Raw genomic sequence first — 14,238 nt, 5'->3', positions numbered from 1 at the left:
AGCTGGCCTGCGTTTGGTCGGTGATACAGAGGGGCAGCTATTACTTGTGCAGTTATGAGTGTAAATTGCGACGCGATTTCTCCGATCACGCCACGTGCGGCGCTGAGCGAGAGCGGCTGTTCATAGCTGTGCCCTCACCCTTATCAATCGCTCACGCCGGATGCTTATATGCCCGAATTGTCACCAGACGAAGTTGTTCGTGCCGCCCTGCAAATTTCGCATACCAGGTTACGCAGACAGCATGAGCTGGTCGTCGGGTTTGGTGTGAAGTCGCTACAACTGACAGATCTCGATGACCTCCTGACACAGGCCTGCATGACCGCCGCGTCGGGAATGAATACGCAGTTCGCAAAGGTGCTCCTGCCGGTGCCTGATGAACCGCTGTTTCTCCTCTCCCATGGTGTCGGCTGGAAGTCCTCGGATATCGGAACAGCGACAGTCGGGGCTGATGAAGCCAGTCCGGCGGGCTACGCCTTTACAACCAACCGGCCAGTGATCTCGAATCATCTGGGTCAGGAGATGAGATTTCGCACCCCTACCCTGCTCAGGGACTACGGGATCGAGCGGGCCATCAACGTACCCGTGCGAGGTACAGCGGCGACTTACGGAATACTTGAAGTCGACAGCCCTGACGGCGACGACTTCATCGAAAGCGATATCGTGTTTCTGGAAGGACTGGCCAACATCATCTCTCTGGCGGTTGAACGGCTCACGGTCAAACTGGAAGCTGGCAGCCCTCACGCCTATTCGGAAAGCGTCCTCAATGCCAGTCCCGATTGCGTGAAAATCATTTCCCGCCATGGCCATGTCGAGTTTTTCAACGAGGCCGGGTTATGCCGGATGCAGCTCGACAGCCTGGAGATGATCACGGGACAGCACTGGGTCGAGCTATGGCCTGAAAGCTCCAGGCACGTGATTCAGGATGCTGTCTTTCGAGTCGTCGCGGGTGAGTCTGTCCGGTTCGAATCGTTCTGCCCAACGGCCAAGGGCGAACCAAGATGGTGGGATGTAACCGCAGCCCCCATTTTCGACAGGCAAGGCCAGGTCGACAAGATCATTGCCGTGTCTCGGGATATTACCGAGCGTCATGATCAGGAGGTCAAACTCGCAGCCCTGGTTGATGCACAGAATACAAAGCTCACTGAAAGTGGCCTGCACATGGAGGAGATCCATCATCGGGTCAAGAACAGCCTGCATCTGGTCAATACCCTGTTGCTGCTGCAAGCCAACCTCGCTGTCGAGGACGCGGTCAAGATTCAGTTGCAAACGGCAGCCAACCGGGTTCTGACCATTGCGAGCGTGCATGAGCGGCTCTATCAGGATACCGACACCAGTAATGTCAGCGCTCCTCAGTATCTGGGCGCATTGCTTGCCGATATCGGTAACGTCTTCGGTGAGCGCGCAATCGAACTTGAGGCAGACTCTTTCCTGCTGCCTTCGGAAAGGATGGCCCCATTGGGGTTGGTGGTTTCGGAACTCGTGACCAACGCGCTGAAGTACGGCAGAGGCACGATCACGGTCAAAGTGACGAGCGACGGAAAAGACGCGGCGATTGTAGTGACCGATGAGGGAGAAGGCTTCCCGAAATCCTACCCGAAACCCAGCGGCACCGGGTTAGGCATGCGGCTGGTCAAAAGCTATTCGGGTTACGGTGACCAGGCCATTACCGTGGACCCTTCCACCGAGTTCAGCAGCATACGAGTGCGCTTCAAGCTCTAGCCACTGATGCCGAGCTTCTGAACAGATAATCACGAACCCCGCAAAGCAGAACGCCCGGTCCATGGACCGGGCGTTCTGGGTGCATCACATCAGACAGAGCTTAGAAACGCTCGATCTTCGCCTTGCTTTCCAGCTCCGAGCGGTAGGCAGCGAAATCCTGCTGACCGGCACGTGAAGCCAGGAAACGGCGGTATTGCGTTTTTTCCGCATCGCTTGGCGCTGCTGCCTGATTCACGCCATTGAGGCGCACAATCACGAAACTGCCGTCTGCTGCGGTCAGGCTGGCAAACTCCGGCTTGTCCTTGCCTGTTGGCTTGGGCATGCGGAACACCGTTTGCAGCACTTGTGGATCTACGCTGTCCTGGCTGCGGCTGGCCGCTTCCAGTACTGTCCAGGCACGACCGTCCTGCTTGGCTGCCAAAGGAATCTTGCCATCGCGCAGACCTGCCAGCAGGGCTTCGCCCTTGGCCTTGGCTGCAGCACTGGCGTGCTCCTTGAGCAACTGGGCACGAATGGAGCCAGCGACGGCTTCAAGCGGCAACTGCTTGGGTTGCAGATGTTCCTTGGAGCGCACGACCACGACAGTCTCCGGGTCCAGTTCCAGCGTGTTGCTGTTGGAACCTTCTTCGAGCACTTCCGGGCTGAATGCGGCCTGGATCACTGCACGATTGGCTGTCAGGCCTTCGCCGCCTTCACGACCGAACGGCGCGGTGGCCTGAACCTTGAGGCCAAGATCCTGAGCCGGCTGAGTCAGATCGGACGACTCGAAAGCAGAGTCTTCGAGCTGCTTGGTGACTTCCACAAACTTCTGCTCGACCTGCTGAGCCTTCAGATCATGGGTCAGCTTCTCTTTCAGGCTGGCAAAGCTCGGCACCGAAGGTGCTTCAACGCCCAGCAGCTTGATGAGGTGCCAGCCGAAGTCAGTGCGCACTGGCTGCGAAACCTGATCCTTGTTCAAGGCATACAGCGCCTCTTCAAAGGCCGGATCGTAGACACCCTTACCGGCATAGCCCAGATCGCCACCCTTGCTCGACGAGCCCGGATCCTGCGAGAACTCCTTGGCCAGCGCGGCAAAACTCTCGCCCTTGGCCAGACGCTGCTGGATTTCTTCCAGCTTGGCCTTGGCCTGGGTTTCATTGAGCTTGTCGTTGACTTCAATCAGGATGTGCGCAGCACGACGCTGCTCGGCCAGATTGGCGATTTCCTTCTGGTAAGCCGCCTGCAAGTCTTCGTCCTTGACCTGCACCTTGTCGAAGAAGGTCGACTTCTTCAATTCGATGTAATCAAGCACGACCTGCTCAGGGCTCATGAACTCCTTGGCATGCTGGTCGTAGTGAGCCTTGACTTCGTCATCGGTCACTTTCGCGGCAGCCAGATCGACCGGCAGGGTCAGGCTGGCAAAATCGCGGGTCTGTTTTTCCAGACTGGCAAAAGCCTCGACCTCTTTATCAGTCACGAAAGCACTGCCAGCGATACCGGCACGAACCTGACCGATGAGCATTTCCTGACCCAGCAACTGGCGGAACTGCATGCGGCTGTAGCCCAGTTGGCGGATGACCTGATCAAAGCGGTCAGCGTTGAACTTGCCGTCAACCTGGAATTCAGGCGTCATCAGCAGTTGCTGATCCAGCGCGGCCTCGGAAAAGGCGAACTTGGCATCGGCTGCGCCCTGAAGCAGCAGCTTGCGATCGATCAGGCCCTTGAGAGCCGATTCACGCAGCAGCTTTTCATCCAGCATCGCAGGATCGAAATCCTTGCCCAGCTGTTGAGTCAGCTGCTGAGCCAGTTGGCGACGTTGCATGTCGACGGCCTGACTCAGTTCGTTCTGAGACACCTTCTCGCCGTTGACCTCGGCAGCGTTCTGCCCGTTGCCACTGGCGGTGAACAGGGCCTCGATGCCCGTCAGGGCCATCAACGCGATGATGATCCCGATAATTGTCTTGGCAATCCAGCCTTGTGAATTGTCCCTGATATTCTGCAGCATTGCGTCCCCCAAAACGGTTGAACCGACTAACCAACCGCAGAGCGTGGGTAGAAAGCGGATAGAAGAAAGGCGCATCCGAGGATGCGCCTTCTCGTAACTGACGAAGCGGAAGGGCTCGAACCCTCCGGCGTTGCAACCGGCTGCACCACCGCTCCGCTACCGGCCCGGATTGACTCCGAACCGGCGGGCAAAGGCTTGAAGAGGCTTAGTTGACCGCTTCTTTCAGGGCTTTACCGGCTTTGAAACCTGGTTTTTTAGCAGCAGCGATTTCCAGCGTCTTACCAGTCTGTGGGTTGCGACCGATACGAGCAGGACGATCTGTAACGGAGAAAGTACCAAAGCCAACCAGAACAACAGAGTCGCCAGCCTTCAGAGCGCCAGTGACGGATTCGATCACTGCGTCCAGCGCACGGCCAGCAGCAGCTTTCGGGATATCAGCAGATGCAGCGATAGCATCAATCAGTTCCGACTTGTTCACTCTAAGTCCCCTTATCTCTATATTGAGTATGTTTCTAAGTTTTTGGTGGTAAGCAAAACGAGCACTGGTGGGCTTGCAGGTACTTGCTTTAAAGAGCCGCTTTATAACAAGGGCCTTAAAAAGCTGTCAAGGAAGCCCACACAGACTTAATGCGTGCTAATTCTTTCCTTAGAGTCAGACTCGCGTTTTTCATCCTTTGCAACAATATCGGGAGCCACATCCGGCAAGGGCTCCGGCGCGTATTGCAGCGCAATTTGCAGGACTTCGTCAATCCATTTAACGGGCTTGATCTGCAAATCCTGCTTGATATTGTCAGGAATTTCCTTCAAATCGCGCACATTCTCTTCCGGGATGATCACGGTCTTGATTCCGCCGCGATGCGCAGCCAGAAGTTTTTCCTTCAGGCCACCAATCGCCAGCACCTGTCCGCGGAGGGTAATTTCACCGGTCATGGCCACATCGGCACGTACCGGAATCTGCGTCAGGGCCGATACCAGCGCCGTGCACATGCCTACGCCAGCACTAGGACCATCCTTCGGGGTCGCCCCTTCCGGCATGTGAATGTGAGTGTCGTGCTTCTCGTGGAAGTCCGGCGCAATGCCCAGGCTCTTGGCCCGGCTGCGCACGACGGTCTGCGCCGCCGTGATCGATTCGACCATGACATCGCCCAGCGAACCGGTCTTGATCAACTGCCCCTTGCCCGGGATGACAGCGGCTTCGATGGTCAGCAACTCACCACCGACCTGAGTCCAGGCAAGGCCTGTGACCTGACCGATCTGGTCCTGCTGCTCGGCCAGACCGTAGCGGAATTTGCGCACGCCCAGGAAGTGTTCGAGCATCTCGGTCGTGACACGAATTGCAAAACGTTTTTCCAGCGCATGCTCTTTGACCGCCTTGCGGCAGACCTTGGCAATCTGACGTTCAAGACCGCGCACGCCCGCTTCACGGGTGTAATAACGGATAATGTCGCGGATCGCATCGTCGTCGAACTCGATTTCGCCTTTTTTCAGGCCATTGGCCTGAATCTGTTTTGGCGAGAGGTATTTGACGGCAATGTTGACCTTCTCGTCCTCGGTGTAGCCCGGCAGACGGATGACTTCCATCCGGTCCAGCAGCGCTGGCGGGATGTTCATCGAGTTGGAGGTACACAGGAACATCACGTCCGAGAGGTCGTAATCGACTTCCAGGTAGTGGTCGTTGAAGTTGTGGTTCTGCTCGGGATCGAGCACCTCAAGCAGTGCCGACGCCGGGTCGCCACGCATGTCACTGCCCATCTTGTCGATTTCATCGAGAAGGAACAGCGGGTTGCGCACGCCAACCTTGGTCATTTTCTGGATCAGACGACCTGGCATCGACCCGATGTAAGTGCGGCGATGACCACGAATCTCGGCCTCGTCACGCACGCCACCCAGGGCCATGCGCACGAACTTGCGGTTGGTCGCGCTGGCGATGGACTCGGCCAGGGAGGTTTTACCCACACCCGGCGGCCCTACGAGGCACAACACAGGCCCGCGAATTTTCTTCACGCGCTTTTGCACGGCGAGGTATTCGAGGATGCGTTCCTTGACCTCTTCCAGACCGTAGTGGTCGGAGTCGAGAATGGCCTCAGCGCGCCCCAGATCGAGGCGAACCTTGCTCTGTGCCTTCCACGGCACCTGAACCAGCCAGTCGATGTAGGAACGCACCACAGTGGCTTCAGCAGACATCGGAGACATTTGCTTGAGCTTGTTCAGCTCGGCAGTTGCCTTGGCCAGAGCATCTTTCGGCAGGCCGGCGGCTTCGATGCGCTTTTTCAGCTCTTCGATTTCGTTGTGGCCTTCATCGCCATCGCCCAGTTCTTTCTGAATGGCCTTCATCTGCTCATTCAGGTAGTACTCGCGCTGGCTGCGCTCCATCTGCTTCTTGACGCGACCGCGAATGCGCTTTTCAACCTGCAGCAGGTCGATTTCGGCATCCAGCAAGGCCAGTACGTGCTCGACACGGGCCGGCAGGTCGATGATTTCGAGGATTTCCTGCTTCTGCTCGATTTTCAGCGCCATGTGCGCGGCCATGGTGTCTACCAGACGACCCGGCTCATCGATGCTGTTGAGCGACGACAGGACTTCGGCAGGGACTTTCTTGCCAAGCTGGACATACTGCTCGAACTGCGACAGCAGGCTGCGTACGAAAACTTCGGATTCACGGTCCGGCGCTTCGGTCTCATCGATGAGCGCGACTTCTGCGCGGCAATGGCCCTCGACTTCGATGAAACGTTCGACAGAGCCACGCTGCTCGCCTTCGACCAGCACCTTGACGGTTCCGTCAGGCAGCTTGAGCAACTGCAATACGGTTGCAATGGTGCCTACGCTATAAAGGGCTTTCTCATCGGGATCGTCGTCAGCCGGATTTCTCTGCGCCAGCAACAGGATTTGCTTGTCGCCGGTCATCGCTGCTTCTAGAGCTTCGATAGACTTCTCGCGCCCCACGAACAGCGGGATAACCATGTGCGGATAAACCACAACATCACGCAATGGCAAGAGAGGCAATTCGATTGTGGTCTTCATGATTTCGCCTCTACGGCGGCCAATTGGCCGTGGACAGGTGGAAGTAGCTTGAAGTCAAGATGGGGGTAGCGTTCAAAAAAAACAAGCTTTAGTGGCCTGTTTTGAAAATACGCTCTCTTTTTGACGCACGAGCGCCGCTGACGGACAGGCCGCCGCATCCGGTCATGACGAGGAATGGCAACACAATCAGGCGGTTACAGACGCTGTAAAAAGAGCCAAATGATTCACTGGACAGGATACTAGTGGCCCGCGGAGGGAAATCGTTCCCTGGAAATGCAAAAAGCGGCGATGCAGAAATGCAGAAGGAGGCCCGCAGGCCCCCTTCTGTACGTCTCTTGCTGCGCTTTACGCGTCAGGAGCAACCTTGGCAGGCGGCTCGCTGTTTTCGTAGATCAGCAGCGGCTTGGACGAACCATCGATAACGCTCTCGTCGATCACCACTTTGCTCACGTCGGTCTGCGACGGGATTTCATACATGGTGTCGAGCAATACGCCTTCCAGGATGGAGCGCAGACCGCGGGCACCTGTCTTGCGCTCCAGCGCACGACGAGCAACCGATTTCAGTGCGTCGGTACGGAACTCGAGGTCCACACCTTCCATCTCGAACAGCTTGGCATACTGCTTGGTCAGGGCGTTTTTCGGCTCGGTGAGGATCTGCATCAGCGCAGCCTCATCCAGCTCGTCCAGTGTCGCCAATACTGGCAGACGGCCCACGAACTCGGGGATCAGACCGAACTTGACCAGATCGTCAGGCTCGACTTCACGCAGGGATTCGCCAACCTTCTTGCCTTCTTCCTTGCTGCGTACTTCGGCGTTGAAGCCGATGCCGCCACGGGTCGAACGGTTCTGGATGACTTTTTCCAGGCCCGAGAAAGCGCCACCGCAGATAAACAGGATATTGCGCGTGTCCACCTGCAGGAACTCCTGCTGTGGATGCTTGCGTCCGCCTTGAGGAGGAACGGAAGCCACGGTGCCCTCGATCAGTTTCAGCAGGGCTTGCTGCACGCCCTCACCGGAAACGTCACGAGTAATCGAAGGGTTGTCGGATTTGCGGGAAATCTTGTCGATTTCGTCGATGTAGACAATACCCATCTGGGCCTTTTCCACATCGTAATCGCATTTCTGCAACAGCTTCTGAATGATGTTTTCCACGTCCTCACCGACATAACCGGCTTCGGTCAGGGTCGTGGCATCGGCGATGGTGAACGGCACATTGAGCAGGCGCGCCAGTGTTTCAGCGAGCAGGGTCTTGCCGGAGCCTGTAGGGCCGATCAGCAGGATGTTGCTCTTGCCGAGTTCAACATCATCGTTTTTCTTGTCGCGCTGGTTCAGGCGCTTGTAGTGGTTGTACACCGCTACTGCGAGAACCTTTTTGGCACGTTCCTGACCAATTACATACTGATCAAGGATGCCGCTGATTTCTTTAGGCGAAGGCAATTTATGCGCGCTGCTTTCTGCCTGTGCTTCCTGCACCTCCTCGCGGATGATGTCATTGCACAGGTCGACGCACTCGTCGCAGATAAAGACCGAGGGGCCGGCAATCAATTTGCGCACTTCATGCTGGCTTTTGCCACAGAAGGAGCAATAGAGCAGTTTGCCGTTGTCCTCGCCGTTGCGGGTGTCAGTCATTCGATCGATCCAATCCGGTAGGCTTGCAACACAAGATGAAGGCTATTGCGGGCTTTTTCAAGTCCGCAGGTGGTCGGTTGGTCCAACCACCTACATTTTGAGTTACTTAGGCAGGCATTTGACGTTTGTTGATCACAGAGTCGATCAGGCCGTATTCCGCCGCGCGATCAGCGCTCATGAAATTGTCGCGCTCGGTATCGCGCTCAATGGTTTCAAGGCTTTGACCAGTGTGGTGAGCCAGCAGCGAGTTCAGGCGATGACGAATGTGCAGGATTTCCTTGGCATGGATGTCGATATCCGACGCCTGCCCCTGGAAACCGCCCAACGGCTGGTGAATCATCATCCGCGAGTTAGGCAGGCAATGACGCTTGCCCTCGGCACCGCCAGCCAGCAGGAAAGCACCCATGCTGCAGGCCTGACCGATACAGATGGTCGATACGTCCGGCTTGATGAACTGCATGGTGTCGTAGATCGACATGCCTGCAGTCACCGAACCGCCCGGTGAGTTGATGTAGAGATGGATATCCTTGTCCGGGTTTTCCGCTTCAAGGAACAGCAGTTGCGCCGCAATAAGGTTGGCCATGTAGTCCTCTACCGGACCAACCATAAAGATCACACGCTCCTTGAGAAGGCGCGAGTAGATGTCATAGGCGCGTTCGCCACGGGCGGACTGCTCGATAACCATCGGGACCAGGCCGCCAGCGGCCTGGATGTCAGAGTTCTGCTGAATATAAGAATTGCGGGACATGTCCTGCATTCACTCCCAAATAGTCGAGTCTTGAATACGCACAAGCCAGCGCGAAGGCTGGCTTGTGGGTGTTTTCGAACGAAAGGAGAAATCAGTCGGCTTTTGGAGCTTCTACCGGCTTGACCGCTTCTTCGTAGGAGACCGATTTGTCGGTCACGCTAGCTTTCTGCAAAACAGTATCTACAACTTGCTCTTCAAGCACAACAGAACGTACTTCGTTCATTTGCTGCTCGTTCTTGTAGTACCAGGCAACAACCTGCTCAGGCTCTTGGTAGGCAGAGGCCATTTCCTGGATCAGATCACGAACGCGAGCGTCGTCTGGCTTGAGTTCGAACTGCTTGACCACTTCAGCAACGATCAGGCCCAGCTCGACACGACGCTTGGCTTGCTCTTCGAACAGCTCGGCCGGCAGTTGGTCAGGCTTGATGTTGCCGCCGAACTGTTGAACAGCCTGGACGCGCAGACGGTTGACTTCGTTTTCCAGCAGCGCTTTTGGCACTTCGATCGGGTTGGCAGCCAGCAGACCGTCCATGACCTGGTTCTTGACCTTGGACTTGATGGCCTGACGCAGCTCACGCTCCATGTTCTTGCGAACTTCGGTGCGGAAACCTTCGATACCGGTTTCCTTGATACCGAACTGCTTGAAGAACTCTTCGTTCAGCTCAGGCAGCGTTGGTGCGGAAACACTGTTGACGGTAACGGTGAACTCGGCGGCTTTGCCAGCCAGCTCCAGGTTCTGGTAGTCCTCGGGGAAGGGGACGTTCAGAACGCGCTCTTCACCGGCCTTGGCGCCAACCAGACCCTCTTCGAAACCAGGAATCATGCGGCCGGAACCCAGAACCAGCTGGGTGCCAGTGGCAGAGCCGCCAGCGAAGACTTCGCCGTCAACCTTGCCAACGAAATCGATGTTCAGCTGGTCTTCGTTCTGGGCAGCACGATCGGCCACTTCAAAACGAACGTTCTGCTTGCGCAGGATTTCCAGCATGTTGTCCAGGTCGCTGTCAGCCACGTCAGCGGACAGGCGCTCGACGGAGATGGACTCGAAACCTGCGACGGTGAACTCAGGGAACACTTCGAAAGTAGCGATGTATTCCAGGTCCTTGCCTTTCTCGAAGGACTTTGGCTCTACAGCAGGTGCGCCAGCCGGGTTCAGCTTCTGCTCGACCACGGCTTCGTAGAAGGTAGCCTGAATCAGATCGCCCAGCGCTTCCTGACGCGCGCCATCTTCATAACGCTGACGGATCACGCTCATAGGCACTTTGCCAGGGCGGAAGCCCGGGATCTTGGCTTTACGTGCGGTCTGCTGCAGACGCTTGTTGACTTCAGTCTCGATGCGTTCGGCAGGCACGCCAATGGTCATGCGGCGCTCAAGAGCGGAAGTATTTTCAACAGAAACTTGCATGGATATTCCTCGTTGCACAGACGTTAGCCGGCCGTTTCCGACCCCAGAATCAAGGGCATGCATTCTAGTGGGTCAAACTCAAGAAGTCACCCTACTGAAAAAGGGCAGATTTAAGAGGATGAAATCGGACTGCTGGCAAGCAAAGGCAACAAGGCCTTTACAGCACCGGCAACGCGTCTGGCACGGGCTATATAAAGGAAGCACGTGCACCGGACCGCTACCGATTCCATCCGCGTAGCGCGCCCCGCTCGACCGACGGCAACCTGCCAACCGACCAGCGAGACGATGAAACCAACACGCTGAAACAAAAAAAGCCGCACTAGGCGGCTTCTTTCATAGTGAACGTTTCAGGAACTTCACTCTTTATATCTTGGTGCGGACGGAGAGACTCGAACTCTCACACCTTGCGGCGCTGGAACCTAAATCCAGTGTGTCTACCAATTCCACCACATCCGCGTTACAAGCTTTTAAAGCAAAGGCGCCAGTTTATGTGTAATAAATCTGGCGCCTCTCTTGAATATGGGGTGGACGATGGGGATCGAACCCACGACAACAGGAGTCACAATCCTGTGCTCTACCAACTGAGCTACGCCCACCATATTGCATGCAACTATTACAACTACAACTTACCTACCGTGCCAAAGCCGCCATTAAATGGCGCACCCGGCAGGACTCGAACCTGCGACCATCCGCTTAGAAGGCGGATGCTCTATCCAGCTGAGCTACGGGCACTTATATAATCTGCATTCTTATCGAGTACAAATCAGAAGGCTTTCAATCACGTCGAGCTGAATTTCAACCCCACCTGACTCACATCAACCAGCGCCAGCTTCTTCAGCAGTGCTGGGTGCTGCCCGGCAAGTGCGACGAATCTTATAGACGCCCCCCAGGGTCGTCAACTCTTTTTTGAAAAAAATTCAGTTAGATAAAGGAGTTAGCTGAATATGCAGACCAAGCGCCTTTGCCCTTGCGCCATGTCATGCGAGAATGCGCGCTCATTTTTTCCCTCTCGATGGTTAATCACGCGTCATGACTGCACAACTTATCGACGGCAAAGCGATCGCCGCCAGCCTGCGCCAGCAGATCGCCAAACGTGTCGCCGAACGTCGCGAGCAAGGCCTGCGCACGCCAGGCCTCGCGGTGATTCTGGTGGGCAGCGACCCCGCCTCCCAGGTTTATGTCTCTCACAAGCGCAAGGACTGCGAGGAAGTCGGCTTCATTTCCCAAGCCTACGACCTGCCCGCCGAGACCACACAGGTTGCGCTGACCGAACTGATCGATCGCCTCAATGGCGACGCCGAAGTCGACGGCATTCTGCTGCAACTGCCCTTGCCCGCGCATCTGGATGCCTCCCTGCTGCTGGAGCGCATTCGTCCCGACAAGGACGTTGATGGTTTCCATCCTTATAACGTCGGTCGTCTGGCCCAGCGTATCCCGCTGCTGCGTCCGTGCACTCCGAAAGGGATCATGACCCTGCTGGAAAGCACCGGTGTCGATCTATACGGGCTGGATGCCGTCGTTGTCGGCGCTTCCAATATCGTCGGTCGTCCGATGGCGATGGAACTGCTGCTGGCCGGTTGCACCGTGACCGTGACCCACCGTTTCACCAAGGATCTGGCAGGCCATGTCGGTCGCGCCGATCTGGTGGTGGTAGCCGCTGGCAAACCAGGCCTGGTCAAGGGCGAGTGGATCAAGCCCGGTGCCATCGTCATCGACGTGGGCATCAACCGCCAGGAAGACGGCAAGCTGGTCGGTGACGTCGTGTACGAAACCGCCCTGCCCCGCGCTGGCTGGATCACTCCGGTTCCGGGCGGCGTTGGCCCGATGACTCGCGCCTGCCTGCTGGAAAACACCCTGTACGCTGCAGAAACCCTGCACGACTGAGTGTTTCCACAATGAAAAACGGCACCTCATGAGGTGCCGTTTTCATTTCTGCCGCCGATTACTTGCGTGCCGCCTCCCAGCTCTTGAGCAGTTCGGAGTACGACACTGTCTCGCCTTTCGGTTTCTCGTTGGCCAGCTTGCGCTGCGGAGCAGCCCAGCCATCCGGAGTAGCCTCGCCCTTCTTGTACCATTCTTCAGCCGTGGTTTCCGGGTTCAGCTTCGGCGCACAACCGCTCTTCTCCTGAGCCTTGGAGCGCTCAAGACGCATCAGGATCGAGTCCTGGTCCTTGGCCAGCCCGTCCAGCGCCTGCTGTGCGGTTTTCTCGCCAGTCACCGCTTCGGCTACGTGACTCCACCACAGTTGCGCCAGCTTCGGATAATCCGGGACGTTGGTGCCGGTTGGCGACCATTGCACACGGGCCGGGCTGCGATAGAACTCCACCAGACCACCCAGCTTGGGCGCCAGTTCGGTCATTTCCCTGGAGTTGATGTCCGACTCACGAATCGGCGTCAGACCCACGATGGTTTTCTTCAGGGAAACGGTTTTCGAGGTCACGAATTGCGCGTACAGCCAGGCTGCCAGCCGCTGTTTTTCAGGCGTCGAGTACAGGAAAGTCCATGACCCCACATCCTGATAGCCCAGCTTCATGCCGTCTTTCCAGTACGGCCCCTTGGGTGAAGGGGCCATGCGCCACTTGGGCGTGCCATCGGCATTCATTACCGGCAGGCCGGGCTTGGTCATGTCCGCAGTGAAGGCGGTGTACCAGAAGATCTGCTGCGCGACGTTACCCTGAGAAGGCACCGGGCCAGACTCGGAGAACGTCATGCCTGCCGCTTCCGGTGGCGCATAGGCCTTGAGCCAGTCGATGTATTTCTGAGTCGCGAACACCGCAGCCGGGCCGTTGGTGTCGCCACCGCGAGTGATACTGGAGCCCACCGGGCGGCAGTTCTCTACGCGAATCCCCCACTCGTCCACCGGCAAACCGTTGGGCAAGCCCTTGTCGCCGCTACCGGCCATGGAGAACCAGGCATCGGTGAAGCGCCAGCCCAGGGACGGGTCTTTCTTGCCGTAGTCCATATGGCCATAAATGCGTTTGCCGTCGATTTCCTTGACGTCTTCACTGAAGAATTTAGCGATGTCCTCGTAGGCAGACCAGTTGACCGGCACACCCAGCTCATAGCCGTATTTGGCCTTGAACTTCTCTTTGAGGTCCGCACGCTCGAACCAGTCGGCACGGAACCAGTAAAGGTTCGCGAACTGCTGGTCAGGCAACTGATAGACCTTGCCGTCCGGCGCAGTCGTGAAAGACAGGCCGATAAAGTCTTTCAGGTCCAGGGTCGGAGAAGTCACCTTTTTGCCGGCATCGCTGGCCATCAGCTCGGTCAGCGATTGCGCCTTGCCGTAGCGGAAGTGGGTGCCGATCAGGTCCGAATCGTTGACCCAACCGTCATAGATGTTCTTGTCCGACTGCATCTGGGTCTGGATCTTCTCGATCACATCCCCTTCCTGCACCAGGTCATGGGTGAGCTTGATCCCGGTGATTTCGGTAAACGCCTTGGCCAGGGTCTTGGATTCGTATTCGTGGGTGGTCAGGGTTTCCGAAACCACCTTGATTTCCATCCCGCGAAACGGTTCAGCGGCCTTGATGAACCATTCCAGCTCCGCCAGTTGCTGCTCGGGGGTCAGGGTCGAAGGCTTGAATTCGGAGCCGATCCATTTTTTCGCGGCATCCTCATAGGCATCCGCCCACGCCGTCACGCTCAATCCACTGCATGCCAGCATCGAAGCCAGCGCCACGCTATGTCTCAGCTTGTTGTTTTTGTAGAACATAGACACCTCCAGATGATTAT

Annotated in this window: 9 protein-coding genes and 3 tRNA genes; 2 read left to right on the top strand and 10 right to left on the bottom strand. The window is 56.8% G+C overall.

Going from position 1 to position 14,238, the window contains the following annotated elements:
• Nucleotides 1–168: 168 nt before the first annotated feature.
• Nucleotides 169–1,719: a sensor histidine kinase gene (locus KQP88_RS07485; protein ID WP_216705257.1), complete on the top strand. Its 1,551-nt coding sequence runs from the start codon at nucleotides 169–171 to the stop codon at nucleotides 1,717–1,719.
• Between the two features lie 100 nt (nucleotides 1,720–1,819).
• Here KQP88_RS07485 and KQP88_RS07480 read toward each other — a convergent pair whose 3' ends face one another.
• The 9 genes from KQP88_RS07480 to KQP88_RS07440 all read right to left on the bottom strand — a co-directional run bounded on the left by KQP88_RS07480 (nucleotide 1,820) and on the right by KQP88_RS07440 (nucleotide 11,235).
• Nucleotides 1,820–3,703 carry a SurA N-terminal domain-containing protein gene (locus KQP88_RS07480; RefSeq protein WP_216705256.1) on the bottom strand — a complete coding sequence of 628 codons (1,884 nt, stop codon included), beginning with the start codon at nucleotides 3,701–3,703 and terminating at the stop codon, nucleotides 1,820–1,822.
• Between the two features lie 205 nt (nucleotides 3,704–3,908).
• Nucleotides 3,909–4,181 (bottom strand): HU family DNA-binding protein, encoded by a 273-nt coding sequence (locus tag KQP88_RS07475; RefSeq protein ID WP_002552737.1) that lies wholly within the window; start codon nucleotides 4,179–4,181, stop codon nucleotides 3,909–3,911.
• Between the two features lie 146 nt (nucleotides 4,182–4,327).
• A complete protein-coding gene (gene lon / locus KQP88_RS07470; protein ID WP_025259225.1) occupies nucleotides 4,328–6,724 on the bottom strand; it encodes an endopeptidase La in 2,397 nt (798 codons plus the stop codon).
• A gap of 345 nt (nucleotides 6,725–7,069) precedes the next feature.
• Nucleotides 7,070–8,353, bottom strand: coding sequence for an ATP-dependent Clp protease ATP-binding subunit ClpX (gene clpX / locus KQP88_RS07465; RefSeq protein WP_025259224.1), 1,284 nt, complete (start codon nucleotides 8,351–8,353; stop codon nucleotides 7,070–7,072).
• Between the two features lie 106 nt (nucleotides 8,354–8,459).
• On the bottom strand, nucleotides 8,460–9,101 hold the full coding sequence (gene clpP, locus KQP88_RS07460) for an ATP-dependent Clp endopeptidase proteolytic subunit ClpP (protein WP_025259223.1): 642 nt from the start codon (nucleotides 9,099–9,101) through the stop codon (nucleotides 8,460–8,462).
• Nucleotides 9,102–9,192: 91 nt separating this feature from the next.
• Nucleotides 9,193–10,503, bottom strand: a complete 1,311-nt coding sequence (gene tig, locus KQP88_RS07455; RefSeq protein ID WP_216705255.1) for a trigger factor — start codon at nucleotides 10,501–10,503, stop codon at nucleotides 9,193–9,195.
• Between the two features lie 371 nt (nucleotides 10,504–10,874).
• Nucleotides 10,875–10,959: transfer RNA gene (locus KQP88_RS07450), tRNA-Leu, on the bottom strand.
• Nucleotides 10,960–11,023: 64 nt separating this feature from the next.
• Nucleotides 11,024–11,099 (bottom strand) — tRNA-His (locus KQP88_RS07445).
• A gap of 59 nt (nucleotides 11,100–11,158) precedes the next feature.
• Nucleotides 11,159–11,235: transfer RNA gene (locus KQP88_RS07440), tRNA-Arg, on the bottom strand.
• A gap of 297 nt (nucleotides 11,236–11,532) precedes the next feature.
• Between KQP88_RS07440 and folD the strand changes: the two genes are divergently transcribed.
• Nucleotides 11,533–12,387: a bifunctional methylenetetrahydrofolate dehydrogenase/methenyltetrahydrofolate cyclohydrolase FolD gene (folD, locus tag KQP88_RS07435; RefSeq protein ID WP_025259221.1), complete on the top strand. Its 855-nt coding sequence runs from the start codon at nucleotides 11,533–11,535 to the stop codon at nucleotides 12,385–12,387.
• A 58-nt stretch (nucleotides 12,388–12,445) separates the two neighbouring features.
• Here the strand turns inward: folD and KQP88_RS07430 are convergent, their stop codons facing one another.
• The gene (locus KQP88_RS07430; RefSeq protein ID WP_216705254.1) at nucleotides 12,446–14,218 is read right to left on the bottom strand and encodes an ABC transporter substrate-binding protein; all 1,773 of its coding nucleotides are present in this window, start codon (nucleotides 14,216–14,218) and stop codon (nucleotides 12,446–12,448) included.
• Nucleotides 14,219–14,238 lie beyond the last annotated feature (20 nt).

Origin of the sequence: Pseudomonas lijiangensis (genome assembly GCF_018968705.1) — a bacterium.
Classification (GTDB): Bacteria; Pseudomonadota; Gammaproteobacteria; order Pseudomonadales; family Pseudomonadaceae; genus Aquipseudomonas; species Aquipseudomonas lijiangensis.
The sequence above is the reverse complement of the archived record's forward strand: the minus strand, read 5'-3'. Positions and strand labels throughout refer to the sequence as shown.

Bases quoted from the DNA above. Each gene is read 5' to 3' on its own strand.
- KQP88_RS07485 (WP_216705257.1), top strand. From the start codon at position 169: ATGCCCGAATTGTCACCAGACGAAGTTGTTCGTGCCGCCCTGCAAATT.
- KQP88_RS07480 (WP_216705256.1), bottom strand. From the start codon at position 3,703: ATGCTGCAGAATATCAGGGACAATTCACAAGGCTGGATTGCCAAGACA.
- lon (WP_025259225.1), bottom strand. From the start codon at position 6,724: ATGAAGACCACAATCGAATTGCCTCTCTTGCCATTGCGTGATGTTGTG.
- clpX (WP_025259224.1), bottom strand. From the start codon at position 8,353: ATGACTGACACCCGCAACGGCGAGGACAACGGCAAACTGCTCTATTGC.
- clpP (WP_025259223.1), bottom strand. From the start codon at position 9,101: ATGTCCCGCAATTCTTATATTCAGCAGAACTCTGACATCCAGGCCGCT.
- tig (WP_216705255.1), bottom strand. From the start codon at position 10,503: ATGCAAGTTTCTGTTGAAAATACTTCCGCTCTTGAGCGCCGCATGACC.
- folD (WP_025259221.1), top strand. From the start codon at position 11,533: ATGACTGCACAACTTATCGACGGCAAAGCGATCGCCGCCAGCCTGCGC.
- KQP88_RS07430 (WP_216705254.1), bottom strand. From the start codon at position 14,218: ATGTTCTACAAAAACAACAAGCTGAGACATAGCGTGGCGCTGGCTTCG.